Annotated in this window: 23 protein-coding genes and 2 pseudogenes; 5 read left to right on the top strand and 20 right to left on the bottom strand. The window is 69.5% G+C overall.

Annotation, left to right across the window (positions count from 1 at the left end; translation table 11 throughout):
• Positions 1-72: 72 nt before the first annotated feature.
• The 13 genes from Q4V64_RS42985 to Q4V64_RS42925 all read right to left on the bottom strand — a co-directional run bounded on the left by Q4V64_RS42985 (position 73) and on the right by Q4V64_RS42925 (position 13392).
• Entirely contained in the window at positions 73-1095 is a 1023-nt protein-coding gene (locus Q4V64_RS42985; protein ID WP_124443604.1) for a methyltransferase, read from the bottom strand.
• Between the two features lie 42 nt (positions 1096-1137).
• Positions 1138-1644, bottom strand: a complete 507-nt coding sequence (locus Q4V64_RS42980) for a PhzA/PhzB family protein (protein ID WP_124443605.1) — start codon at positions 1642-1644, stop codon at positions 1138-1140.
• Positions 1645-1691: 47 nt separating this feature from the next.
• Positions 1692-2369: a phenazine biosynthesis FMN-dependent oxidase PhzG gene (gene phzG / locus Q4V64_RS42975; RefSeq protein WP_124443606.1), complete on the bottom strand. Its 678-nt coding sequence runs from the start codon at positions 2367-2369 to the stop codon at positions 1692-1694.
• Entirely contained in the window at positions 2362-3198 is an 837-nt protein-coding gene (locus tag Q4V64_RS42970) for a PhzF family phenazine biosynthesis isomerase (RefSeq protein ID WP_124443607.1), read from the bottom strand. The genes phzG and Q4V64_RS42970 overlap by 8 nt, the downstream gene beginning before the upstream one ends.
• A 97-nt stretch (positions 3199-3295) precedes the next feature.
• The gene (locus tag Q4V64_RS42965) at positions 3296-5218 is read right to left on the bottom strand and encodes an anthranilate synthase family protein (RefSeq protein ID WP_124443608.1); all 1923 of its coding nucleotides are present in this window, start codon (positions 5216-5218) and stop codon (positions 3296-3298) included.
• Positions 5215-5838 carry an isochorismatase family protein gene (locus Q4V64_RS42960; RefSeq protein ID WP_124443609.1) on the bottom strand — a complete coding sequence of 208 codons (624 nt, stop codon included), beginning with the start codon at positions 5836-5838 and terminating at the stop codon, positions 5215-5217. Before Q4V64_RS42960 ends, Q4V64_RS42965 begins: the two co-directional genes overlap by 4 nt.
• Positions 5839-5904: 66 nt before the next feature.
• Entirely contained in the window at positions 5905-7080 is a 1176-nt protein-coding gene (locus Q4V64_RS42955) for a 3-deoxy-7-phosphoheptulonate synthase (protein ID WP_124443610.1), read from the bottom strand.
• Between the two features lie 34 nt (positions 7081-7114).
• Complete coding sequence (locus Q4V64_RS42950) at positions 7115-7603, bottom strand: PhzA/PhzB family protein (protein WP_124443611.1); 489 nt, start codon at positions 7601-7603, stop codon at positions 7115-7117.
• A gap of 290 nt (positions 7604-7893) precedes the next feature.
• Positions 7894-9189: an FAD-dependent oxidoreductase gene (locus Q4V64_RS42945; RefSeq protein ID WP_216377683.1), complete on the bottom strand. Its 1296-nt coding sequence runs from the start codon at positions 9187-9189 to the stop codon at positions 7894-7896.
• Positions 9186-9509, bottom strand: a complete 324-nt coding sequence (locus Q4V64_RS42940) for a 2Fe-2S iron-sulfur cluster-binding protein (RefSeq protein WP_124443612.1) — start codon at positions 9507-9509, stop codon at positions 9186-9188. The genes Q4V64_RS42945 and Q4V64_RS42940 overlap by 4 nt, the downstream gene beginning before the upstream one ends.
• A 550-nt stretch (positions 9510-10059) precedes the next feature.
• Positions 10060-10737 (bottom strand): hypothetical protein, encoded by a 678-nt coding sequence (locus tag Q4V64_RS42935; protein WP_124443613.1) that lies wholly within the window; start codon positions 10735-10737, stop codon positions 10060-10062.
• Positions 10738-11438: 701 nt separating this feature from the next.
• Positions 11439-12395 (bottom strand): hypothetical protein, encoded by a 957-nt coding sequence (locus Q4V64_RS42930; protein WP_124443614.1) that lies wholly within the window; start codon positions 12393-12395, stop codon positions 11439-11441.
• A 22-nt stretch (positions 12396-12417) separates the two neighbouring features.
• Positions 12418-13392 (bottom strand): IS3 family transposase, encoded by a 975-nt coding sequence (locus Q4V64_RS42925; RefSeq protein WP_124443615.1) that lies wholly within the window; start codon positions 13390-13392, stop codon positions 12418-12420.
• A 53-nt stretch (positions 13393-13445) separates the two neighbouring features.
• Here Q4V64_RS42925 and Q4V64_RS55640 point away from each other — a divergent pair.
• Positions 13446-13697 (top strand): annotated as a pseudogene (locus Q4V64_RS55640) (DJ-1/PfpI family protein); the annotation flags it as partial.
• A gap of 397 nt (positions 13698-14094) precedes the next feature.
• Here Q4V64_RS55640 and Q4V64_RS42915 read toward each other — a convergent pair.
• The 3 genes from Q4V64_RS42915 to Q4V64_RS42905 form a co-directional block, all read right to left on the bottom strand.
• On the bottom strand, positions 14095-14298 hold the full coding sequence (locus Q4V64_RS42915) for a hypothetical protein (RefSeq protein WP_124443616.1): 204 nt from the start codon (positions 14296-14298) through the stop codon (positions 14095-14097).
• Positions 14299-14326: 28 nt separating this feature from the next.
• Positions 14327-15004: an RHO alpha subunit C-terminal catalytic domain-containing protein gene (locus Q4V64_RS42910; protein WP_216377684.1), complete on the bottom strand. Its 678-nt coding sequence runs from the start codon at positions 15002-15004 to the stop codon at positions 14327-14329.
• 173 nt (positions 15005-15177) lie between these two features.
• On the bottom strand, positions 15178-18750 hold the full coding sequence (locus Q4V64_RS42905; RefSeq protein WP_124443617.1) for a SpoIIE family protein phosphatase: 3573 nt from the start codon (positions 18748-18750) through the stop codon (positions 15178-15180).
• 292 nt (positions 18751-19042) lie between these two features.
• Between Q4V64_RS42905 and Q4V64_RS42900 the strand changes: the two genes are divergently transcribed.
• Positions 19043-19177, top strand: coding sequence for a hypothetical protein (locus Q4V64_RS42900; RefSeq protein ID WP_301184579.1), 135 nt, complete (start codon positions 19043-19045; stop codon positions 19175-19177).
• Here the strand turns inward: Q4V64_RS42900 and Q4V64_RS42895 are convergent.
• The 3 genes from Q4V64_RS42895 to Q4V64_RS42885 form a co-directional block, all read right to left on the bottom strand.
• Positions 19161-19298, bottom strand: coding sequence for a phosphatase PAP2 family protein (locus tag Q4V64_RS42895; protein WP_124443618.1), 138 nt, complete (start codon positions 19296-19298; stop codon positions 19161-19163). The genes Q4V64_RS42900 and Q4V64_RS42895 overlap by 17 nt on opposite strands.
• A 728-nt stretch (positions 19299-20026) precedes the next feature.
• The gene (locus tag Q4V64_RS42890) at positions 20027-20515 is read right to left on the bottom strand and encodes a GNAT family N-acetyltransferase (RefSeq protein ID WP_172629474.1); all 489 of its coding nucleotides are present in this window, start codon (positions 20513-20515) and stop codon (positions 20027-20029) included.
• 610 nt (positions 20516-21125) lie between these two features.
• On the bottom strand, positions 21126-21734 hold the full coding sequence (locus Q4V64_RS42885; RefSeq protein WP_124443619.1) for a DUF998 domain-containing protein: 609 nt from the start codon (positions 21732-21734) through the stop codon (positions 21126-21128).
• Positions 21735-21857: 123 nt separating this feature from the next.
• On the opposite strand from Q4V64_RS42885, the gene Q4V64_RS42880 reads away from it, so the two are divergent.
• Positions 21858-23213 (top strand): acyltransferase, encoded by a 1356-nt coding sequence (locus Q4V64_RS42880; protein WP_124443620.1) that lies wholly within the window; start codon positions 21858-21860, stop codon positions 23211-23213.
• Between the two features lie 36 nt (positions 23214-23249).
• On the opposite strand, the pseudogene Q4V64_RS42875 reads toward Q4V64_RS42880, so the two are convergent.
• Positions 23250-23517: pseudogene (locus Q4V64_RS42875) on the bottom strand (transposase); the annotation flags it as partial.
• 405 nt (positions 23518-23922) lie between these two features.
• On the opposite strand from Q4V64_RS42875, the gene Q4V64_RS42870 reads away from it, so the two are divergent.
• Together Q4V64_RS42870 and Q4V64_RS42865 are read left to right on the top strand one after the other, a co-directional pair.
• Positions 23923-24441, top strand: a complete 519-nt coding sequence (locus tag Q4V64_RS42870) for a toxin-antitoxin system HicB family antitoxin (protein WP_124443621.1) — start codon at positions 23923-23925, stop codon at positions 24439-24441.
• A gap of 76 nt (positions 24442-24517) precedes the next feature.
• Positions 24518-25360 carry a DUF4097 family beta strand repeat-containing protein gene (locus Q4V64_RS42865; protein ID WP_124443622.1) on the top strand — a complete coding sequence of 281 codons (843 nt, stop codon included), beginning with the start codon at positions 24518-24520 and terminating at the stop codon, positions 25358-25360.
• Positions 25361-25428 lie beyond the last annotated feature (68 nt).

Below are 25428 nucleotides of genomic sequence, written 5' to 3'. Positions count from 1 at the left end.
GTCCGAGGACGCACGGGTGGCGCGAGTGGGGCGTGAGCTGAGGAAGGGGGCGAGGCCGTCAGTGCCTCATGGTCAGCCCTCAGGCGTCAGCACCAATGCCGTGGCCTCCATGGGCAGGGGGACCAACCGCTCGATGGACAGACCGGAGCGGGCGGCCAGTTCGCGGTACTCGCCGAGGGTGCGCTGGCGGCCGCCGTTGACGACCAGCAGGTGCAGGTCCCACAGCGGGGCCAGCAGACCGTCCCCGCCGTCCTGCACGACCAGCTCGATGACCAGGAGGCGGGAGTGCTCCGCCATGGACTCGCGCACCTTGCGCAGGAGGCGCACGCAGTCGTCGTCCGGCCAGTCGCCGAGGACCCGGGACAGGAGATAGGTGTCCGCGTCCTTGGGGAACGGGCTGGTGAACATGTCCCCGGCGACGAGCGCGGCCCGGTCGTCGCCCACGGCACGCTCCAGGTGCGCGCGGGCGATGGGAAGGGCGTGCTCCAGGTCGAGGAGGGTGCCCCGGGCCCCGGGAGCCGCGTTCAGCACGCTGGCCAGCAGCTGGCCGCTGCCGCCCGCTATGTCGACGACGTGCCGGTCGGCTGCGAAGTCGATCTCCTTGGGGACCGCGTCGAAGGAGAAATTGCTCGCCTGCGCCTGCATGGCCCGTTGGAAGCGCTTGGCGGCGTCGGCGTCGTCGCGCAGGTAGGAGATGAGCGACTGCCCGTACGCTTCCTCGAACCCGGGCCTGCCGGTGCGGAATGTCTCGCTGGCGTGCCCCCACGCCTGGTAGAACTCCTTGCCGTACAGCAGGCACACGTCACGCAGCGAGCCGGGCCGGTCCCGCAGCAGGTCGCCCACCTCGGTGTTGCGGTAGCCGCCGTCCTCACTCTCCTCGAACACGCCGAGGCGTACCAGCAGCCGCAGCAGGCGCCGTACGCCGTCCTCGTCCGCGCCGGCGGCCCGGGCGAGGGCCTGGACGCCGGTGTGCCCCGCCGCGACCAGGTCGGGCAGGCCCAACGCGACCGCCGCGTACACGGACTGGGTGTGCCATGCGGCGGTGATGAGGCCGAGGGTGGTGCGGGATGCCGTCGGAGTGACGTCTGTGCTCATGGCCTGTCTCTTCCTTCGGGGTGGGCGGGGCGTCGGGGCAGGTCAGGAGGGGATCCAGTCCCGCTTGATGTGCGGTGTCTCGATGCTGAGGGCACGCATGTGCTCGATCGGGTTGGTGTACTCGCGGCTGGAGACGATCCGCCCGTCGCTCAGCGTGAAGCCGTGGATGAAGTGGTTGCGGTAGTGGCCTTCCGGATAGCCGGGGAACCGGATCGTTCCCTCGCCGTCGCACTCGACCCAGATGACGGCCGGGTCCTGCGTCTCGTAGACGCGCGCGTCGGTCCACCGCCAGTCGGGCAGCACCTTCAGGGAGAGCTCACCGTGCCGCTTCAGCTTCTCCCTGCCCCGGACGACGATGGGCCGGCCGATGTCGGTGTAGAAGAGCGACGCCGTGCCGTCCTCGGTGTACAGGTCGTACCTGCGCAACCGGGCCTCCGCGCCGGTCTCCATGTACTGCTCCACGGCCCGCCGGTTGCGGGCGCGCAGGTCGTGGTGGTCGGTGAACACCGGTGCGGCGGTGCCGGGCCGGGGGGGCGGGGAGGAGGTCATGACGTCTCCGGAGGGTTGGCGGGTCGTGGCGGACGCGCGCGCCGCCGTCACGGCTGGAGCCGGCTGATCTCCCAGCCGCAGCCGGCGCGGTCGTAGCGCAGTCGTTCGTGCAGCCGGTCGGTGCCGTTGGCCCAGAACTCCACGGCTGCGGGCTCGAGTCGATAGCCCACGAACGACTCGGGGCGCGGCAGCGGCCGGGCCGGCTCGCCCAGCTGAAGGGCCTTGGCCCGCAGCTCGGTGAAGTGGTCGAGGTCGTCCAGCGGCCGGCTCTGCCGGGAGACGGCGGTCATGGCGTGGGTGAAGACGGGCCGCGCGGACCACAGCGTCTCCGCCTCGGCGTCGGACAGCCGGCGCACGGGGCCGGCCAGCGTGATCTGCTGGCTGGTCTCCCTCCAGTACAGGACGCCGGACGCCCACGGGTTCTCGGCGAGTTCCCGGCCCTTCTGGCTGTCGGCGTGGGTGATGAAGACGATTCCGGAGTCCGACACGGAGTTGATCGCCACGATGCGGGAGGATGCGCGGCCCCGGGCGTCGGCGGTGGCCAGGGCCAGCGCCCGTGGCTCCCGCACCCCGTGGGCGACGGCGGCCTCGAGCCACGATGCCAGCAGTCCCATCGGCTCGGGGGGCGGCGCGAAGAACTCGGGGAAGTCCACGTCGACGGTTCCGGTGAGTGTCTCCGAACGGCGGGCACGGTCGCGGACGTTGGGCGGGGACAGATCAGACATGGAGCACTCCTTCGATGGCGACGACGCCATGGCCCGAGACTTCGACGGAGTCGACCCGGTCGCCCTCCCCGTGCACGAGCGCGCCCATGGGAGAGGGCCGGCCGATCTCGACGCCCTGCGTGATCTCGATGCGCCGCCCGTACGCGCCGAGGCCGTGCCGGGCCAGGTGGATGGCGATGGGCCCGGCGGCGGAACCGGTGGCGGCGTCCTCCACGACTCCGTACGCGGGCGAGAACATGCGGTTGCGCCAGGAACTTGCCGATCCGGCGAAGCAGTTGGTCGCCATGTCGGGAAAGCGGGCCAGGGCGCGGTGGTCGGGGTCCACCTTCGACAGGGCCTCGACGCTCTCGAAGCCGACGAGGACGTGCCGGGGACCGTTCCGGTAGATCTCCACCGGGAGCGTCGACGCGCCGACACCCAGCGCGTCGAGGAGCTCGTCGGCGCGGTCGAAGATATCCCACGTCGGCACCGGCTGGCGCATGCTCGCCGCGACGACCTTCCCGTCCACGCGTTCCAGTTGGAAGGGGATGACACCCATGGCGGTCTCGATCCGCAGCCGGTCCGCGTCGGTGCGTCGGCCCAGCGCGATCGCGGTGCCGAGCAACGGGTGTCCCGCGAAGGGGAGTTCGTTGACCGGCGTGAAGATCCGCACATGAGCGTCCGCGTCCTGCCGCGGTCCGAGGACGAACGTGGTCTCCGACAGGTTCATCTCCCGTGCGATGCGCTGCATCTGCTCGGCGGTCAGGTCATCGGCCTCGAAGAACACCGCCACCGGGTTGCCGGTGAGGGGCTGTCGGGCGAAGGCATCGACGACGACGTACCTGTGCATCTGTTCTCCCACTCATCGTTGGGGGCGTGGGTAGAGGAGCCGGGGCGGCGCGCGGGGGTGGAGCGCCGACCCGGCGGCTTTGACGGGATCAGGTCGCTCAGGGAGTGGGGGCCAGCGCGAGCAGGCCGGCCAGGGTCGTGCCCACGATGCGGGGGCCTTCCCTGGTGAGCACGGATTCGGGGTGGAACTGCAGCGAGGCGAAGCCCGGTCCACGCAGCGCGTGGACCTCACCAGTGGCCGGGTCACGGCTCACCCGGACCGGACCCACGCCGTCCGCGACGAACTCGTCGTGCTCGCTGACCAGGGCGAAGGTGTTGTAGAAGCCGACGCGTTCGGTCGCGCCGAACAGGTCGATCTCCTTTTGCACACCCTGGTTGGGCACCGCCCTGCGGCGCAGCGGCAGGCCGAGCCGGTGCCCGAGGACCTGGTGGCTGAGACACACGGCGAGGAACGGCCGGCGTTCGCACAGCAGTGTGCGGATCGCCGTGCGCAGGTGCCGCATCTTGGGATGCGCGGCCTCCTCCGGATCCCCCGGCCCCGGGCCCATCACGACCAGGTCGTGGCCCTCGAAGCGGTACTCCTCGTCGTACCGACGGACCGTCGCCCGCAGTCCCAGGGACCGCAGCTGCTGGTCGATCATCGACGTGAAGGTGTCCTCGGCGTCCACGACCAGGACGCTGCGCCCGGCCAGTTCCGGCAGCGCCGACGCGCGTGCCTCGGTGTCGGAGAGCCAGAACTCGGCGATGGAGTCGTTGCGCAGCTCCAGTGCCCGGCGTACGCCCGGATGGTCGGCGAATCGTTCCTTCTGACCCCCGTCGAGGGCGGCGACCAGTGCGGCCGCCTTGGCGCGGGTCTCCGCGGCCTCGGAGGTGGGGTCGGAGTGCCGCACGATGGTGGCGCCCACTCCGATGGCGATACGCCCCTCGGGGGTGATGTCCGCCGTACGGATCAGGATCGCCGAGTCCATGACCCGCTCCCCGTCGGCGTCTCGCCCGATGAGCGCGGCGGCACCGCTGTAGTAACCACGGCCCCCCGGCTCGTAGGCGTTGATGATGCGGCAGGCGCTCTGCAGCGGGCTGCCGGTGACCGTGGGGGCGAACATCGTCTCGCGCAGGATCTCGCGCACGTCGCGGTCGGTGCGCCCTTCGATGAAGTACTCGGTGTGCGCGACCCTGGCCATTTCCTTGAGGTACGGGCCCACGACCCGGCCGCCCGTCTCGCAGATCCGGGCCATCATCTTGAGTTCCTCGTCGAGGACCATGTACAGCTCGTCGGTCTCCTTCCGGTCCCCCAGGAACTCCAGTACGCCCGACAGGGTGGGGCCCGAGGGCGGGTAGCGGTACGTACCGCTGATGGGGTTCATGACGGCCGTGCCGCCCTGGAGGCTGACGTGCCGCTCGGGCGAGGCGCCAACCAGGGTCCGGGTGCCCGTGTGGATCAGGAACGTCCAGTGGGCGCCGGACTCGCGCTCCAGCAGCCGGCGGAACAGCGCGGGGGCGCTGTGCGGCACATAGTCCGTGATGTCGGCGACGAAGGTGCGCTTGATGACGAAGTTCGCGCCCTCCCCCGTACCGATCATCTCCTCGACGATGCGGCGCACCATGTCCTCGTACGCCTCGTCATCGATGTCGAAGTCGCCCCCCGTCAGCGGGGTCGGCGCATCGGGGATGCGCGCCAGCGCCTCCGCGTACCGCAGTCGCTGCTGATCGGTGACGGTCATCGCCACCAGTGGCGTCCCGTCGTCGACGCAGGCGAATCCGCGCTCGGTGAGCTGCCGGTAGGGAAGAACGACGAGGACCTCGTGGTGTGCGCCGGCACCGGGATCCGGTGCCGGGGGCAGCGGGAGGTCGGCCAGCGTGGCGGGCAGCGACACCGTGCCCGTCAGGACCTCCACGACGCCGGGGCCGGTGATGCCGGGCCGGTGCAGCAGGGCGAACGCCTCCGAGTGCCCGCTCAGCACCTGGTCGAGCAGATCGACGGCCGTTTCGTGCCCGGCAGTTCCGGGCGGTCTGTACCTCATGAGAACAGCCCGTCGACCGTGGTGACGAGGGCGCAGCGCTCGGCGGCGTAGGTGAGGGCCGAGCGGTGGTAGTCCTCCGAGAAGTCGGCCGTGGCGTCCGCGACGAAGAACGGCTGGATGTCGTGCGTGAAGGCGTCGACGGCGGTGGCCAGCACACCGACATGGGCGTAGACGCCGCACAGGACGAGCTGGTCGCGGCCCTCGGTGCGCATCCGCTGAAGCAGGTCGGTCTTGAAGAAGGCGCTGTAGCGCCACTTGGTGAGCAGCCAGTCGTGCTCGGCCGGCGCGAGGGCGTCGACCACCTGGCGGTCTTCCGGTTCGGGCCGCATGCCCGGACCCCAGAAGTCCTTGAGCAGTCCGCGCTGTTGGTCGGTCATGCCGCCCGGCTGGGCGGTGTAGGCGACCGGGATGCCGAGTGCGACGCAGCGGTCGCGCAGCCGTGCCGCGTTGTGTACGAGCTCGTGGCGCGTGCTGTCAGGGAACGGCTTGAGGAAGTACCGCTGCATGTCATGGACGAGCAGGACCGACCGGTCTGCCTCGGCCTTCCAGGACACGACAGCCGACGGCAGATTGCCCTCAGCTGGTAACAGATAAGGGCATATGGGGGGAATGCCGATCATAACTCCAGTTCCTGGCTTGATACGCGTGTGCTTGATACGCAGAGAGGAGTCGCGAAGGAAGGCGGCTCAGGCGGTCCAGGACCGGACCACGGAGACGGCCTGCGAAGGGTTGAGACGGGGATCGCAGTACGAGGTGTACCGCTCCCCGACGGAACCGAGGTCGGCCTCGGTGACGGCGCACTCGGTGACGTCGTCCGGCGTGGTCTCCAGGTGCAGTCCGCCGGCGACGCCGCCCGCGCCGCGCACGGCCTCGACAAAGCGGGAGACCTCGAGCGAGACGGTCTCCACGAGCCGCGTCTTGTGGCCGCCGGGGGCCGTGATGGTGTTGCCGTGCACCGGGTCGCTGAGCCAGACGACGGGGTGGCCCGCGCCGCGTACGGCCTCGACGAGGCGCGGCAGCCGGTCGGCGACGACGTCGGCTCCCATCCGCGCGATGAGGGTGAGCCGCCCGGGGTCGCGCCACGGGTCGAGCCGCTCGCACAGGGCGAGCAGTTCGTCGGGCTCCATGGTGGGGCCGACCTTGCACGCCACCGGGTTGGCCACCTCGGCGAGCAGGGCGACATGGGCGCCTTCGACCTGGCGGGTGCGCTCGCCGATCCACGGCCAGTGGGTCGAGCCCAGATAGAGCCGGCCCTTGTCGTCGGTGCGGAGCATGGGCATCTCGTAATCGAGCAGCAGCGCCTCGTGGCTGGTCCACACCAGGGGTGACACGACGTCGCGCCCTGCGGCGCGATCACGCCAGCCCAGGTGTTCGACGATGTCACAGGCGGCCATGTAGCCGGTGAGGATGCGCAGGGCATCGGGTCTCCGGCTCTCCTGTTCGGGCTCCGGCCCGTTGACCATGTGCCCCCGGAACACGGGGAGTTCCACGCCGCCAACGAGTTCGGTCGGCTTGGAACGGGGCTTGGCGAACTGCCCCGCGATGCGTCCCGCTCTCAGGACGGGCTTGCCGGTGATCAGGCCGAGCGTGCCGGCGAGCACGTCGAGCAGTGCGGTCTTGCGTGCGACATGGTCGCGGGTGCACTCCCGCGGGTCCTCGGCACAGTCTCCGGTCTGCAGCACCATGGCCTCGCCGAGCGCCACCTTGCCCAACAGGGTCCGCAGCGTAGGCAGGTCGTCGGGCTGTATGAGGGAGGGACGTGCGGCGAGTGCCTCGCCCACCCGGCTTAATTGCAGAAGGTCGCTCCACTCAGGCTGTTGTGATGCCCCGCGGATACGAATCTCCCGTATGACGTCTTCCACGACGTGCTCCGATCCAGCGGTGTTGTCGTGCCTGTCAGGTGGGTATTCCCTCACGCCGAATCTCCGGCACAGGAATGTTTAGCGCACGCAACTGCTCGAACGGGTTCATGAATTCCCGCTGCCTTTTGATCTTCCTGTTCTCGAACTCGAAGGAATGCAGGAAGTGGTTCTCGTAGTACCCGTCCGGGTAGCCGGGGAAGAGGATTTTCCCGTGCCCGTCGCACTCGACCCAGAAGTGTTCGGGGTCCTGGGTCTCGAAGACCCGCACGTTGTACCACTCCCAGTCCGGGAAGCACTTGAGGGACCATACCGCGTGCTCAGCCAGCCGATCGCGGCCGTTGATGACGATGGGACTGCCCGTGTCGGTGGTCCACAGGCCGCCGGAGCCGTCCTCGGTGAACAGCTCGTGCCGGCGCAGCCGGTCCTGTCCCTTGGTGTGCATGTAACGCTCGACCGTCGCACGGTTGGCGCGGCGCGGCTCCACCTCATCGGTAAAGCCCTGCGGTCCAGCTAATGAAGGCATGAGTTTCCCCTAAAGGCTACGCGGATGGCTTTCCCATCCGCGAACACGATCAATCCTGCCTCAACAGAGTTGCACAGGCAACGACTTTTTCCACCACATGCCGAGTGAACAACCAAGCGGCTGACAACTTTGGCGGAAAACGTTCGCAGCAGAAAGTCGGGGAAGCGGAATCCGGCCCTCCCCCCTAAAAAGAGGACTTTCACGCGCGGAAATTCGACGGATTTGTTCGCCCCGGGCCCGGATGACCGGCTCCCGCGCGCGTACCGGGCCCGGAAGGCTCTGGTGGTCGCTCAGACGGGCTCGGTGGCGGGCCGCAGGGGCTTGCTGCGGTGCCGCCTGGCGTAGTCCCGGAGTGCGAAACCGTCGCCAGCCGCGGTGGCAGGGTCCAACGGCACTCCGTTCGCGAGCACCCGACGAGCGGCCATGTGGTCGGCCGGCCGGTTCACGGACTCGACCGCCACGAGCCGGTCCTCCCGGAACGACAGGACGGAGAAAGCATCCGGCCATTCGCCCAGGAGCACCTCGGTGTCATGGCCGGCGGAGAGGCCGGCGATCTGCAGGGTGGAAGAGAACTGGTCGCTCCAGAACCAGGGCAGGTCGTCGTAGTCCCGCTCCAGTCCGGTGAGCCGCTCGGCGACCAACTGGGCGTGGCCGACGGCGTTCTGCACCGACTCCAGTCGGATCCGGCGCCCCGCGGCCGGGTACGGGAAGGCCGCACAGTCGCCGATCGCCGAGACCGCCGGGTCGCCGGTCCGCAGCCGGGCGTCCACGGCGATGCCGTCGTCCACCCGCAGACCGGCGGTTTCCGCCAGTTCCGTACGGGGCTCCACACCCGCGCCGAGAACGACCAAGTCCGTCGGCAGACGCGAACCATCGCACAGTTCCACCTCGGTCACGGCGCCTGATCCGTCGTCGTGGAACCTGGCGACCCGCCGCCCGAAGAGCAGGCGGGTGCCCTGCCGTCGGTGCAGCCGGGTGAAGTGCTCGGCCGTGCGTTCTCCGACAGCCCGCGCCAGGGGGCGGTCCAGGAGTTCGACCACGGTCACCGCGCAGCCGAGTGCGCGCGCCGCCGCGGCGAACTCCAGACCGATGAAGCCCGCCCCGACGACCACCACCTCGGCGGCCCGCCGCAACTCGTCCCGCAGGGCGAGGGCCTCGGCCAGGGTGCGCAGGGCCCACACCCCCCGCAGTTCGCTCCCAGGCACCGCGAGCCTGCGGGGCCGCGCGCCGGTCGCGAGCACCAGATGGTCGTAGTCCAGGACACCGCCCCCGGCGAGGCGTGCCGTACATGCCGCGCGATCGATCGCCGTGACCCTGTCGGCCAGCAGGTCGATGGACTGCCGAACGTAGTACTCGGGCGGACGAAGCCACAGCAGGGCCTCGTCCGCCTCGCCGGTGAGGTACGCCTTGGACAGCGGCGGCCGCTCGTAGGGCGCCGCGTCCTCGTCCCCGACCAGGGTGATCCGCCCGCCGTATCCGCGCTCGCGCAGCGAGACCGCCGTCTGGAAGCCGGCCTGTCCGGCGCCGACGACAACGACGCCGCCGCCGGAGTGCCCGGCCGTGGACATGTCGACGGCCGCCGTCACCGCTGCTTCTCAGGCAGGTGGACGATGAGACCGTCGAGCGCATCGGTGACCTCCAACTGGCAGCTCAGCCGGCTCTCGGGGCGCCGGGGGCTGGCCGTGTACTCCAGCATGTCGCCCTCGTCGGACCCGATCGGCACCGTTTTGGCAGCGGTCTCCGGGTCGACGTACACGTGACAGGTGGCGCACTGAAGATTGCCGCCGCACAGGGCGACGATGCCGTCGACGCCTTGGGAGACGGCTCCGCGCATGACGCTGGTGCCGAGGGGGACATCGATCGTCTGCGGGGTCTTGTCGACGGAGACGTACGTGATCTTGGGCATGGCAGGCTCCGAGGGGGAAGTGGAATCAGGTCGCGAACACGGCCCGAACACGGTCAAAATTGACAGCACTGCGACAAACGGGCATATAGGTACGCCATTCCGGCCTATACGCCCTTCGCAGCACGACCGTCGGACACGCGACACCCTCGGTCGATGGGATGGCGGAATGCGGGCAACGTATCAAAGGTGCCTGGGTTAGCCAACTGACGAACTCCCGCAGCACGTACGTCACTTCGGGTCGGTGGGGCTCGCTCGCCGGTGCGACTGATCCCATCTTCAGTTATGCCTCGCCGGCCATGACGTCATGGCGAAACACATCTTGGACTGGCTAAGCGGTCCTTCCTAAGTTACTGATCGGGGGTCGCCGCACAGGCCAGATGCCGGCACCCGTCGGTGCTCTGCCCTGCACACGCGAGGCGGCGACCCCCGATCGCCACTGATTCCACGGAGGGCTGATCTGAAAGGCCAGTACCGCCGTTCGCGAGCGCCGTCGTTTGCAAGCGCGGCGGTCTCGGATCGCCCGTCGCTCAGGGCCGGGTCGCTCCGGGGTTCACCGGTACGTGCCCGTGCCCAGCAGCTCGGGCAGCGGTTGATGAGGTCGCCGGTCGGGGACTGCCGTTGGGCGAGGGCCCGGTCGGCCATACCGCCCACGCGCGCACGGGCTCAGCCAGCAGTCGCCGTAGCCGACACCGTCGTACGTGAGGAACACGGCCTCGCGGCCGATCTGACGGGCCGCGTCGATGCTGAGCCTGCGCTGGGGGTTGGTCACCTTCTCGTCGGCCAGTCCTGGCAGCCGGTCTGGACCGTCCGGCCGAGGGTGCTGAAGCGGGGACGGGGGCGAGGGGGCGTACGACGGGACGGCGAAGTCGTACTCCTGACACATCACCGGGTAGAACGGGAACGCCGTCCGCTCCCCGTGCTTCCGCAGGGCACGGGCCGCCCCGGGGACGGCGGCGTCCACCTCGGTGAGGGTCCAGGCGAACTCGAACCAGGAGGCCGGGTCGTAGGTGTACGCCAAGGCGAGGGTCTGGAGGTCCTGGGCGGTGACGGTCTGGGGCGGGTCGCCCGGCAGGACCAGTTCACCGGCGTCCGCGCGCTTGCAGAGCGAATCGAACCGGGCGCGGGCGTCCCGGCCGTGGAGCGCGCGGGACGGCGTACGGGCGCCCCAGGTTCTGTCCGGCGGATCCCTGATTGAGCGATGTCGTCCTGGTGACCATTCGCCTAACACACCGGCGCCGGGCTTCGACTTACCCCTGGTACAGGTCGATGTCGTTACCGCCGGGATCCCGCACGGTGGTTCCGGTGTCGGGGTCGACGTAGGCGGATTTCAGCAACCCGTCGCCGTAATGCCGCAACGCGGTGAGTCCGGCCGACGCGCCGTGGGACGAGCGACGCGAACGCGTTCGAGCACCGGGATGAGTTGCGGGGCGCCGCCCGACTGGCCCGGTTGATCAGCAGGTCCAGGGGGCGACGTGGATAGAGCACGTGCCTTCTAAGCACCTGCTACACAAGGCATCCCGCACCTCTTCCCCGCCGACCTGCGGCATGCCTCCGGGGCCGCGCCGGCGGCTGAGCACACGAAGGGCCGGCAGCCAATGCGATGCTGTCGGTGTTGCCCGCCGGCCGGAAGATGGCCGTGGGCCCAGGTCAGCAGGTGGACCAGGACGGCGAACAGCACGAAGACGGCCGCCGCTCCCCCATGCGTCGAGGCGGTCGGCAGGGCGCCCGAACCTCACCCTTACAGGTACGGGCTGTAGTTGAACTAAGCACATAGAGTGCGCGTGAAGGAGGAGGGTGTGCCCAGCCCGGATCTGGTCGTGGGTCACCACCAGGTCCTTGGTCGCGAGCACCGGTGGTGTAAGACGCACCCCTGGCCGATTCCCGGATCGGGTCAATCGGATCGCCGTACCCTGACCTCCGACTACACCCTCAGAAGTTGGCCAGGCGGATCTCGTAGCAGTCGCCACACATGTCCATGTCCGGGACGAGTTCGGCGGCCTGGTCACAGAAGGTGCAGACGCCTTCGTACGTGGATCCGCAGTCGAAGCAAATCCAGGAGTCCTCTCCGGGCGAGCTGGCCAACGGAGTGCTGATCACGGAGTAGGCGCCGCAGCTGCTACAGCCGTTGAGGTCGCCGCCTCCGTCGGTGATGCTGACGTGCTTGCTGGAGCCGATGAACTCCCACGCGGCATCCTCGCCGGTGCCGTACTGCCTCGCGCACAGGAGGCAGGCGAGATCCTGGGCTCCTGCGTCGAGTACGACGGTGAACTGACCGCAGGAGCGGCACGAGGCCGTCGAGCTCTCATAGCCGTCCAACCGACTGCGCAGGGTCTCCATGCGCAGGGCGAGGAAGTCCGTGAGGTGCTTGAAACCGTCGCGTACCTGCTCCATGTGCTGCTCAACCGACCATGCCTCATCGGTCTCGTGGACCTGGAGCAGGATGTCGGTGTTGATGAAGCCGACCAGCAAATCGAGTACGGGAACGGTGCGCGCCTGTACGGCGAGGACCGTGTCCTTCAACCCGAAGTGCATGATCCGGTTGCGGCGGCTGCCCAGGGCCCTGAGGCCAGCGTCCTCCGGATCGATCGTGCTCTCGATCCGCATAGTGTCACGCAGACGTTCGATCGCTGTTTTGACGCCGCAGCTTTTGAAGTCACCGGCCTCGTGCTTGCGCTGGTCGAACAGCTCCACCTTTGTCCACACCAGCGCCGGATCGTGCATCTCCAGCCGGGCCTTCAGCAGCGTCTCAGTCGCAGCCTGGAGGTGCAGGACCGCGTACTTCATATCGCGCGGTCCCGGCTGCCCGTCGTCACCGGACAGTGAGCCGACGGCACTCACCAGGAGGTCGAGGCCGTTGACCAGAGCGGGGAAGTCGGAAGATTTCAAGTCCAGTGAGACGTTTGTGATGCTATGAGTTCTGTGGTGTGGGTTCTCTGCGTTTGGCGGGGTCGTTGATCCATGCTTGCCGGGGTATTTCGGGTGGTGTGGGGCGGCGGCCGAAGCGTTCGGGGTGGCTGGTGTAGGCCGCGGCGAGGGTGACGGCGCGCTGGTCGCGGACCTCTTCGGCGGTGCCGTAGTGGACACTCGCAGGTGTGTGCCAGCCGATACCCGAGTGCCGGTGCTCATGGTTGTAGTACGACGTGAACGCGTCGAACCACTCGCGGGCGTGCGCCAGGGAATCGAACCGGTCGGGGTAGTCGGACATGTACTTGGTGGTCTTGAACTGGGCCTCACTGTAGGGGTTGTCGTTGGAGACCTTTGGCCGGGAATGGCTGCGGGTGACACCGAGGTCGATCAGCAGCTGGGAGACCTTCTTGGACGTCATGGAGGTGCCCCGGTCGGCGTGGACGGTCTCGGGCATGATGCCGCCCAGTTCGATGGTCTCCCGGATCAACTCCTCGGCACGCTCGGCTGATTCGGCGCGCTCCACGGTGTGCCCGACGATGTAGCGGCTGAAGATGTCGATGACGACGTAGGCGTGGTACCAGATGCCCTTGACCGGTCCGGCTGCCTTGGTGATGTCCCAGGTGAACACCTGGCAGGGGGCGGTTGCCACCAGTTCGGGCACCGCCCTGGCCGGGTGGGTGGCCTGACGGCGCCGCTCGCCGGCCTGGCCGTGCTCGCGCAGGATCCGGTACATCGTGGAGATGGAGCAGTGATAGCGGCCGGCATCCAGCTCACGGGCCCAGATCTGCGCCGGCGGCAGCTCCGCGTACTCGGCGCTGTTCATCAACTTCAGTACAGCTGCCCGCTCTTGGCCCGTCAGAGCCGAGGGCTGCGCCTGGACGTGGGAGCGGAGTGCGCGGGGTGCCGGGGGCTTGAGCCGACGGTAGTGGGTGGCCCTGGAGCGGCCGGTCAGCCGGCACGCGGCCGTGATGCCCAGCCGGTCCTCGACGCCGGTGAACGCGGTGTCGAGGACCGGCTGGGCATCACCCCCTGGAGACGTTCGGCGCCACCTACACCGCGGAACGCGTCGTCCGGCACGACAAGATCATCACCTCGGCCGGGATCTCCGCCGGTATCGACCTGGCCTTGGGGCTGTGCGCGTTGCTGAGCGACGAACTCACCGCCCGGGCCATTCAGCTCCTCACCGAGTACGACCCCCAGCCGCCGTACGACAGCGGCTCCCTGGCCACGGCGACGCCCGAGGTCGTGGCCCGGGCCCGGGAGCTCGCCAGCGGCGGCTGAGCCCGCTCAGCCCCAGCGTGCGCGCGGCAGCCCAGTTTGGGCCATCAGCTCCCACCTCGTAGGACCCGCGTGCCGGCCCCTCCACAGGGAGTCCACATCATGAGTTCGCCGAGTTTCTTCACCCAGGCCGGGAACTTCGCCAGCGCGGTGGCAGGCGGAGTCGCGTACCGGCCAGTTCACTGCCCGGATCACACTGGGCCACTTGGTCTGCCACCGCAACCTGGGCCTCGCTCTACCCCTGGAGCTGAGCTACTCGCGGGGCCGCTGGCTTTCAGGGGAGCTCTGGAACGGATCGCTATGACCAACGGATCCCGGACTACAGCGGTGTCGAAGTGGGTGTCCGCAACGCTGATGGCGATTCTTGGAAAGCGGCTGTGGCGGAAATATTTCGTGATGGTCATGGCGGCTGGGCCAACGCGACCACGGAGTACGAGCGGGTGTCCGAGCGCCCGCCGGTGTTGACGACGACGTCCACATGGGAGCCGGGTGCGGCTCGGTGCGGATTCTGTGTCTGAAGGACTATGCGCTGAATGCCGGTGGCGACGGGGGCTGCCTCGACGACCCGTCCGGTCTGCCACCTGGGCTGGTTCTCTGCCGCCATGGTTCTGCCTCGTGTCTCGGTGGAGTGGTCAGGAAACGGCGGCGATGAGCTGTTCGGCCGCGAGCATGCGCTCGATGAGACGGCGGACCCACATGCCGCCGGCGTCGATGTTGAGGCTGTAGAACTCGTAGTCGGGGTTGGCGTCGATGGCCGTCTGTTGGGCAGTCAGCATGGCTTCGTCCTCCGTGAAGACCTTCGAAACGCCGTCCCTGGTCTGGGTGGTGAGGAGCTGACTGTCCAGGCAGTAGTTGCGCATGAACGCCCAGAAGTAGGTGCAGGACCGGTCCGTCTCCGGCGAGATGGTGTTCATGACGTAGCCGTTGACGCCCTGGCTTCGGTCTCCCTCCGGCGCTCCGGTGCCGGCCTTCGCCACGCCCACGTCGATGCGAATGGTCGCGGGGGCTTCGTAGCGGATGATCTGCCAACGGTCGACGCGGCCCCGGAAACCGGGGAACTTGTCCCTCATGTTCTTCAACCAGAACGGCGGTGCCTCGATGTCGCGCATCCAACGGCTGACGGTGACCGTGCCGTCGTCGTGCGTGACGTCGAATTCGGACTCGCTCAGCTCCGCCTGGCCGATGCTCGTGCTGTGCACGAACTCCTCGTGGGTCAGGTCCATGAGGTTGTCGAGCACCGACTGGTAGTTGGCCGGCACGGAGATGGTCAGACCGTCACCCGCCCACTCGGGGGAATCCATCTGGTACATGTCAGGCACGGTGTCCGGATCGGCCAGGGTGGGATCGCCGAGCCACACCCAGCACCTTCTGCGCCTATCGCAGGACCGATGACCGTCGCGCGCCCGGCCGGCCTCTAGGATCCGCGACTCCGTTGGCAATGAAGGCAGTTCGGTCGCAGTGAATTGGCTAATCCGAAGCTTCCTCAGCGATGACCAGGAGCAGTAGCGGTCGGTTGTATGGCACTTGCGTCCGTCTGCGGGTCGCCGGTTCGACACGATGGTTCGGCGGTGGCGGCGAGCAGGGCGGCGTCATCGTCGACCCGGTCAGGGGTGTTCAGCCGTTCCAGGGCCCGTTCGATGATCTTCTGGGGGTCGGGGCGGGCGGCGGCGGGCAGCGCGCCGCAGGTCTGGCGCAGGGCCGTCAGGCCGTCGTCCAGGGACAGCGCCCGGTTCTCCACCAATCCGTCGGTGTACAGCAGCAGGCTGGTGCCGGGCGGGAACGCCACCTCGCGGTCGACTGGGGTGCTGCCCAGTCCCAGCGGCAGCGCCGGGGGCAGTTCCAGGTAGGCGGTGTCGGCTGCTACCAGCAGGGGCGGCAGGTGCCCGCTGGCGGCGTAGCGCAGGCGGTGGCGGTGGCGGTCGTAGACCGCGTAGAGGCAGGTGGCGAAGCGGTCGGTGGCGAGCGACTGCACGTAGGCGTCCAGCCTGGTCAGCACCTGGGCCGGGCCGGCGCCCTCCAGTGCGAGGCTGTGCAGGGCGGAACGGAGTTGGCCCATCATGGTGGCGGCCTCCACGTCGTGGCCCATGACGTCGCCGATGGCCAGTCCCACTGCGCCGTCGGGCAGGGCGAGCACGTCGTACCAGTCGCCGCCGACCTCGGCGCCGCGGTCACTGGCCCGGTAGTGGGTGGCCACGCGCACGCCGGGCACCTGGGGCAGACGGTGGGGCAGCAGGGCGCGCTGCAGGGTCAGGGCGAGGCGGCGCTCGTTGTGGTAACGGGCGGCATTGTCGTAGGCCAGGGCCAGGCGGTGGGCGAGGTTCTCCAGATACTTGTGTTCGACCGCGGAGTAGCCGCCGGTGTGCCGGACCAGTACCAGGGCCCCCAGCGTCTGGTCGTGGGCGTGCAGCGGCAGGGCCAGCACGGCGGCGGGCGCCTGGTGCGGGCCGGCTGGGGCTGGGGCGGTGCCGTTGATCGCGTGGGTGGCGGCGGCGGCCAGGGCCTCGCGGTCAAGGAGAGGGGTGCCGGCAATGTATGCAGGAGGCGACTGCGCCGGGGCGGGTGTCCCGGCGGTGAGGTGGATGCTGATCTGGTCGGCGAAGTCGGGCAGCAGGATCTGGCCGGCAGTCTGCAGTATCTGGTCCGGGTCGAGGGTGGCGGACAGCCGCAGGCCCGCGTCGGCCAGGGAGGCCAGCACGGCCAGCCGGTTGCGGGTCTCGGTCAGGACCTGTTCGCGCGCCCGGGACAGTTCCAACCCGGTGCGGACTCGCGCCAGCAGCTGGCGCGCGGAGAACGGTTTGGCCAGGTAGTCGTCGGCGCCGGCGTGCCGGCCCTGCACGGATTCCTCCTCGCCGGCGCGGGCGGTGAGCAAGACGATGGGCAGGCGGGCGGTGCGCGGGTCGGCGCGCAGCGCCCGGACCAGCTCGAAGCCGTCCATGTGGGGCATCATCACGTCGCTGAGCACCAGTTCCACCGGCTGCGCCAGGGCCGTCTCCAGGGCGGCCCGGCCGTCGGGGGCGAGCAGCACGTCGTAGTCGGGCTGCAGGAGCTGGGTGAGGTAGGCGCGCATGTCGGCGTTGTCGTCGACGACCAGCAGGCGGGCCCGGTGGGGGCGGTCGGTTTCGTGCGGGTCGGCGCCATGGGAGGCATCGTGGTTCGCGGGGGCGTGCGGGGTGCGTGCCGCCGGGGTGGCTGCGGCGGGGAGGGGGTCAGCCGTCAGCCAGCCCAGTGCCTCGTCCACATAGGCCGCGGCTCGGCCGGGCCGGCGGCCTCCGCCTTCCCTGGGGGTGTTCCCGGGGGATCCGACAGCTGCGGGCGGGGCAGGGCGGGGCCGGTGGGCGGCGGCGAAGGGGAGGTCCACGGTGACGGTGGTGCCCTGGCCTGGCCGGCTGTCCACGCCGACGGTGCCGCCGTGCGCTTCCACCAGGTCCTTCACCAGCACCAGGCCGAGGCCGCTGCCCTCGTGGGAGCGGGAGCGGGCGCCGCGGACCCGGTGGAAGCGCTCGAACAGGCGCGGCAGCTCGTGCTCGGGGATGCCGGTGCCGGTGTCGGTCACGGTCAGCCGGGCCCGGTCTCCGGCTGCGGCCATCTGCACCCGGGCGCCGCCGGTGAAGGTGAACTTCAGGGCGTTGCTGAGCAGGTTGAGGATGATCTTTTCCCACATCTCCCGGTCCAGGGGCACCGGCTTGGGCAGCGGCGGGCAGTCCACCTCCAGCGTCAGTCCGGCCGCCTCGAAGGCGGAGCGGAACACCCCGGCCAGCTCGGCCGTGGCACTGGCGAGGTCGACCGGTTCGAGGGCCGGGCGCATCTGCCCTGCCTCGGCTCTGGCGACGTCCAGGAGGGTGTTGACCTGCTTCAGCAGGCGCAGGGCGCCGCGCTCGGCAAGCTCCAGCTGCTCGCGCCGCTCGGGCCGGTCCTCGTCGGCCAGGGCCTGCTGGAGCGGGCCGAGGAGCAGGGTGAGCGGGGTGCGGAACTCGTGGCTGACGTTGGCGAAGAAGGTGGTCTTGGCCCGGTCCAGCTCGGCCAGCGCTTCCGCCCGCCGGCGCTGCTCGTCGTGGACGAGCGCGGCCGACAGCGCCCCGGCCACGGCGGAGGCGAGCACCTCCAGGAAGTCGTGGTAGGCCCCGGCCGGGGGGAAGCAGGGGTTGACGCCCACCACCAGGACACCCTCCACCTGGCCCGCGCAGTGCAGCGGAAGGGCGAGCGCCTGCTCGACCGGAATCCGGGAGGCCGCGGCGTGCTGCCCGGCCGTGCTGCCGCCGGTGAACGCGACGGCCCGCAGTGTGGCCGGGGCACCGTCGGCGACCACCTGCGCCAGCCGGGCCGCCACCTCCGACCCGTCGGCCGCACTCAGCGAGACGGTCTCGGGCGCCGACCGGAGCCCGGCGGAGGCCGCCAGCCGCTGTAGCCCCGGCTCGGAGGCCAGGTACAGGCCCAGGAACGGGATCTCTTCGGGGTAGGAGTCGGCCACGTCGGCGACCACGCGGGCGACCTCGCCCGGGGTGGGCAGCCCGGCCGTGCGCGTGCCGGTTTCGCTCAGCAGGCGCAGCCGGCGCTCGCCCAGTACCCGGCCGGTGGTCTCGGTGAGGATCTGCAGCACGCCGCCGGCGGTGCCGTCGTCCAGCAGCACGGGCTGGAAGGCGGAGTCGAAGTAGCACTGCTCCAAAAAGCCGTGGCGCTCCATGATGAGCAGCTCATTCGGGACCAGCAGGGGCTTGCGGGTGCCGGTCACATAGTGGAAGTGGGAGCTCACGGGGTGAGCCCAGACCTCGGGGAACACCTCCTTATAGGGTCTGCCGAGCGCCCAGGGGTGTTTGGCGCCGACAATGGGTACGGAGCCCAGGTTGTAAAGCGTGGCGAATTCGGCCCCCCAGTACAGAGCCATCCCATGCTCAGAGGTGAGCATGAGACGCAGGGTGTCCACCAGGGGACCCGGCCAGGAGACGGGGGGCCCGAGCGGCGTCGCCGCCCAGTCGATCCCTGCCAGAAGCTCGCCGAACGCGCCGCCCTCGGCGAACACCCGGGCCGCCGCGGTGCGCGGGTCATCGGGCCCGGTCATCGAGAAATCTTCCTCCTGGCGCCTATGTGATCCGCCCGCGCCCTCCCAAGACTGCCGACGGCCACTCACTGCGGGCCTCCCGGGCAGATCGGACGCCGGATCCGACCACTCCATCTAGCTTACGCCCGAATTACAAAGTTTAAACAATTAAGTCCCATTTGCCCAGTAGCGTACGCCTGCAACCGCACGCCGACGGCGGTGATCGTCGAATCGCAGTCACTGCGAGCGGCCGACACCTTCGGCGCCGACGGACTAGTGCCCCGACAGGCAAAGCCAGGACGGCGGGAAGAAGGTGGCGGACCTCAAAGGGCACGTGGCCGTGGACTGCCTGGTCCGCTCCCTGCACCGAAGGGTCACCCTGGTGTGGGACGACGACGGATACGTCGGCCAGCTCATCAACTGGGGGGTGCTCAGCTCATCGCACTGAATGCAACAGCGGCTGCCAGCCCTCCGAGGAGGGCACCGACGACCGTCTGGGCGGGAGTGTGGTCACGGAGCGCGACGCGGGACCAGCCGATGGCCGCGATGCCGAGGACCAGCGGTGCCATCTGCCCACCGTAGGCGAGGAGCGCGGTCGGGCCGGTTCACCTCATACACCTGGACCTGCTGAGCCGGCAGATAGCGGGACAGACCCGCTCCGAAGGTGCCGGTGCCCTCCACACCGGCCCGGCGCACCGTCCCCAGCTTGCAGGCCCAGACGAGCAGCCGACGGTAGCCGTGCCAACCTGGACCGTCGTACGCATGTCCGGCGGTCAAGCCGTTCACGGCGCTCTGTCGTCGTTTCACGGCGGACCTCGTGCCTGCCCGCTGCTTCACGCTCCAGCAGTGTGTCGCATACGGCGTTGTAGGCAGCCTCATCGGAGATGACCCGCACACGCATCCGCCGAAGTGCGGACGGCACTGGTTCAAGCCAGGCGGGCCGGACATCATCTCCAGTAACAGATGCCGCTCCGCGTAACTGAGTTGGCGGAACTCCTGGCACGCACTCGGGACATGGCCATTCTGCGGATCGTCTCGGCTTCTTCGCTGATCGGCTCGTTCATCCGCCCCCTTACCGTCGGCCTGACAGCGTTGCACAGGGCACTGACATCGTCCCCGGGCTGCCGCTTCACTCGTCCCCCGGATGGGCCATACTCCACCTCCCCCAACCGCTGGTGCAGGCGTTCCCCCGCCAGGGCAGAGGGGACGGCACACACGGAACGCGCGGCGTCCAGCGGCTCTGCATGCCGGCCACCATGCAGGCGAAGCCGGGTGCCCTGCGAACCGGCACACCGCGTCATTCCGAAGAAACGCGAAACTCGAATTCGGGACGGTCCCACGGCACGGCGGGCGGGTTCGCGAGCGCTGTCCCGATCCGCACTGCACCTGCGCGGTGGTAGAAGTCCTCGGCGGGAAGATGCGACACGACCTTGACACGGTCGAGCCCGGCGGCACGGGCCTCGGACTGCATGTGCGCGACGAGCAGCCGTCCAATACCCCGTCCTTGCGCTTCGTCGGCGACGAACAGCAGGTCGAGCTCCGGTGGAGCGAGGACGAGCGAGTAGAACCCGAGGACCCGGCCTCCATGCTCGTCGGCACCGACGGCCACAAAGGCGCGGTGGGCCTCGATGTAATCAGGCCCGACCCGGTAGCCCGCGACTGCGGCTGCGTACTTACCCGCGTAGGCGCCTGAGCCACGCACGAGCCGCGTGAGCCGTTTGGCATCCCGCGCAACGGCCCTCCGTATCGTGATCGGCTGGCTGGTCGGGGAAGTGCGTGAACTCATCGGGAGAGTATTTCGCACCGGGGCGTGCCGTCGTGCGGCGGGTCGGCTGCTCGGGCAGGATTCCTGCACCGCTCCCGGGAACCGCCTGCCCAGGCCCCGATCGACCAAGTCACTGCGGCCGCATCGGCCGCCCGCCGACAGCAACTGGGCAGCTGCGGGGCATGACATTCCACGAGCCGGGCCAGACGAGCGTCCGCCTTGCGGATCTGCTCGGAGAGCCGGCCGATCCGGTGAGCAAGCAGACCCAGCGTGATCCGAGTGGCCTGCAGCACCGATTCCTCGCCGACCTCCTCGTGACCGCTGACATCGGCGAACCGTGCAGGTACGGAAGAGTTCGGCATTGCCCAGTCCGGCCAGTTCTTCCCACAAGGCGGGGTCAGCGGTGATGGCCTGCGTACGCGCTTTGACGGCCGACGCCTTCGTGAGTTTGTACGTTCCCGCGATCTGCACCGGCCCGTCGCCCGCTTTGGCCCGGGCGCGCGCCCGCCCGCTCAAGACCGCTCGTGCCGCATTCTGGGCATCCAGGGGATCCGATTTACCGTGTCGGCGACGATCTGACCGGTCCATCCGATTCATTCAGGAACTCGTGGATCGTGCTGCCTGGGCCTGATCATGTGTGTTCAGCCGTCAGCCGTCGCTGTCGGGGATGGCGGAGGCAGGAGACGACGACCACGAAGGGCCAGAGCGACTGCATGAACGTCACCAGGCGTTCCGCGACACCGATGACTCCCTGATGACGCACCTCGAACAGAAACCAGGCGGCGGCCACGCCCATCAGAGCGGTCGCGAGCAGTGAGGGCGTGGGCCGGAGGCCCCATGGGGCGGCTCCATCACGCTGCGCGGCGAGGACCGGCCACACCGCGAGGAGGGCGAAGCCGACCGCGGCGACAGAACCATGGCGCAGGTCGCCTCCGCTGCTCGGCGCCGGTACCAACACCACCGCCAGGGCCGACAGTCCGCCGCCCGCAAGCGCCATGCGACCGGCGCGCGTGGCCGCGCGCAGTCCCCAGGCGGTGACCAAGTGACAGACGCCGACGGCGAGCAGCGCGGCGGTCATCACCCAGAATCCCGCGGCTCCGTAGGTAGCCAGGACGCTGATCGTCTGCGTGGCCGAGTCATAGGCGGACCCCTCAAGCAGCGCCGCGATGGCCCACCCGGCCACCAGAATGACCGGCGCGCATCCGGACGAGAACAACGCCCACCAAGGGACAAGTCGCATCAGATCACCGTAGATGGCCGACAGTCCCCCGCAGCTCAAGCACCGCGAGGCCCGCTTGCCGTCCCACCCAGCTGCCCGGGCGGGTCACCGATCGCCGTCGGTTGCCCTTCCTATGATGGCCGCATGCACGGCCTGCGCGAGCTCGCGGAGGGCACACCGCCGGAGCGGGAACGCTACATCGACCTGCTGCGGGCGCTGGCCATCGTCATCGTGGTGCTCGGTCACTGGACGGTCATCGTGGTCACCGGCGGGGCCGACGACCTGGACGGCTTCAGCGCGCTCGAAGTGCTGCCGTGGGGCCGCCCGATCACCTGGCTGCTCCAGGTGATGCCGGTGTTCTTCCTGGTGGGCGGGTTCGCCAACGCCGCCTCGCTGACGTCACGCACCCGTGGGGGCGGGGACGCCGGGGACTGGTTGCTGGACCGCAGCGCGCGGCTCGTGCCACCGACGACCGTGCTGCTGGTGACACTTGCCGCCGCACTGGTCGCCCAGCTGGCCGGTGTCGACCCGGTTCAGGTGGGCCGGGCTGTGTGGCTGGCCTCGCTCCCGTTGTGGTTCCTGCTCGTCTATCTCGTGGTGGTTTTCCTGACGCCGCTCATGCACCGCCTGCACCGGAGGGTCGGGCTGGTCGTGCCGCTGGTACTGGTGGGGCTGGTCGCCGCGGGCGACGTGGTGCGGCTGGTGTTCGACGCGTCGGCGCCGCAACTGGGCAATTACCTGTTCGCCTGGCTGGCGGTGCACCAGATCGGCTTCGCCTGGCAGGACGGGACGCTGCCGGTCCGGCCCAGGGTGGCCGTGCCGCTGCTGGTGGGCGGCGCCGCGGTGGCGGTGCTGCTGACGGTGGCCGGCCCCTACCCGGTCAGCATGGTCGACGTCCCAGGCACATCGTTCCGCAACCTCTCGCCGCCGACCCTCGCGCTGCTCGCGTTGGCAACGGCTCAGCTCGGGCTGGTGCTGTTGCTGCGCGACGCGGGGAGCCGGTGGCTGCGACGGCTCGGGCCATGGATGGCCGTGATCGCCGTGAACTCGGTGATCCTGACCGTGCTGCTGTGGCACATGAGCGCGTTCGTGCTCGTCGCCGGTGCCGTGTACGCCTTCGGTCTGTTCCCGCTGCCCGAACCCCCTGGCCGGACAGGCGCCTGGCTGCTGTGGAAACTGCCGTGGCTGGTCCTGCTCCTGTTGGTGCTCGCCGCGTTGGTGGCCGTCGTCGGCCGCATCGAACAACGCGGTGCTGTTTCCTCGCGCAGTCCGTGGACGCCTCGAGCGCTCGGCCGCCCCGGGCCGCGCGCCCTCGCGACCTCCGTCGGCTACGCGGCCTGTGTGCTCGGTCTGCTGGGTCTCGCCGCCGGCCCGGTCGAGCGCGGCGCCCTGGGGCTCCCGGCCGCAGCGCTGGCCGTCTTCCTGTTCGGCGCCGCCGTACTCCGCGCGGCACGCGGCGAACGAGGAAGGAGACGAACCGGGACCCCCAAGGCCTCCTGACGGCGCGGCAGCAAGAGTTCTCCGGTACCACAGCCCCTATGAGCGGGATCCTGGCTGTAGCTGTTTGACCAGGTGGAAGACCTCCCGAGCAGCGTAGCGCTTGAGGCAACGGACGATTTCGCGACGGGTCTTGCCCTCCTTGATCCGGCGCTCGTAGTAGTCCTGAGTGCGCGGGTCGACCCGCAGGCGGGTGAACACGATGCGATGGAGCGCGGCATTTGCCTGACGGTCGCCGCCGCGGGTTGAGGCGACGGTACTGCCGGCGTCCCGAGGAACGCTCGACGGGACTGACTCCGCACAGCAGGTCGCCTCCGCTGCTCGGCGCCGGTTGACATTCCACGAGCCGGGCCAGACGAGCGTCCACATCCCGCATCTGCTCGGAGAGCCGGCCGATGGGCAGCTCTTCATTCCGACCAGGTACACGACGGATTCGGGGCGAGTGTCGGCGACGGCTGAAAAGTGGACCAGTGGCGGACGCTTGGGTTCTAGCATCAACATTCATGGCACCGAGTGGCGCCACACAGCGCCATCCGGCGCCACTCGACGCTATCCCGCCCTCCAAAGTGGACATGAGCACGCATGGCGCCACAATGACTCAGGTCACGCCTTCCTGTTTTCGCAGTTCAGACGGCCACTCTCGACCTCACCCCACATAAGGCTCACCACTCAGAACTTGCGAATGGCGTCACGATGGTGCCATGATGGCGTTATGGACCTCACCCCGTATGTCGACACCCTCCGCCACGAACTCGCGGTGGCCGCCGAAGCCGGTGGAGACGAAGCCCGCGAGCTGGCCGAGAGGCTCACCGCTCCCCTGGAGTCGGCGACCCGGCTGACCATGCTCAACATGCTCTCCGCCGCGATGGACGAGATCACCCGCGAACTCGCCCCCGGCTCGGTCGACGTACGGCTGCGCGGGCTCGACCCCGACTTCGTGGTGACACCGCCGCCCACCTACGGCGGCGCCCCCGCGGAACCGGCCGCGCCCGCCGAACCACTCAACACCCCGGCCCCGGCCGACGGCGACGAGGGCGGCACCGCCCGCGTCAACCTGCGCCTGCCGGCCCACCTCAAGGCGCGCGCCGAGGAGGCCGCTGCCCGCGAGGGCCTGTCGGTCAACGCGTGGCTGGTCCGCACCGTGTCGGCCGCGGTCGACGGCGCCACCCGGCCGCGTGCGACAGAGAAGGCCCAGACCGTCGGACGGAGCATCACGGGCTGGGTGCGCTAGCCGCGCCCCGCCCGCACCACACACACCACGTCCCACCAGCGGGGACGACCTGAAGACTCAAGAGGACGGGACAGCCATGCCTTCTTTCGACACTCCCCAACCGATTTCGGCCACCGCCTACGTGTACGCCGGTTCCATCCAGTTCACCGCGGGCGACCGCCTCGACACCGTCGTCGAGGTGCGGCCCCGCGACCCGAAGAAGGACCTGGACGTACGGACGGCCGACCAGACCGAGGTCGCCTACGCGAGCGGCGTCCTGACCGTCACCACGCCCAAGGCCAATCTGCTCGGGCGCGGCGGCACCGTCGACGTGACGGTGGAACTGCCCACGGGCTCGAACATCGACGTGACCGGTGCCGCGGCCAGGGTGCTCGGCGAGGGCCGGCTCGGCGAAGTCCGCGTGAAGACCTCGGCCGGCGACGTCCGCCTCGAAGCCACCGGCCCGCTGCAACTGAAGGTGTCGCACGGTTCGACCATCGTCGACCGGGTCGAGGGCCTGGCCGAGATCACCAGCAGCACCGGCGACGTGCGCGTCGGCCTCGTCGACGGCCCCGCCGTCCTGAAGAACTCGCACGGTGCCACGACCGTCGGCGCGGTGACCGGCGAGCTGCGGGTGAACGGCGCCAACGGCGCCATCGACATTGCACGCGCCGAGTCGTCGGTCACCGGCACCACCACCAACGGCCTCCTTCGCGTCGCCGAAGTCGCTCGCGGCACCGTCCAGTTGGAGACCTCCAACGGCTCCATCGAGATCGGCATCCGCGAAGGTACCGCCGCCTGGCTCGACGTCAGCTCCAACCGCGGGCAGGTACGCAACGCGCTCGCCACGTCCGAGGCCCCGGAGCAGACCGAGGACACCGTCAAGGTCCACGCACGGACCAACTGGGGCAACATCGACGTCCTCCGCGCCAAAGTCTGAGCACCGGCGCCGCAACTCACCCCCTCACCCCAGTCACTTCACCCTTCGAACGGGAGGGCTCCATGCCT

The organism is Streptomyces sp. NL15-2K, assembly GCF_030551255.1.
Classification (GTDB): Bacteria; Actinomycetota; Actinomycetes; order Streptomycetales; family Streptomycetaceae; genus Streptomyces.
This window is presented reverse-complemented; position numbering and strand designations above follow the sequence as displayed.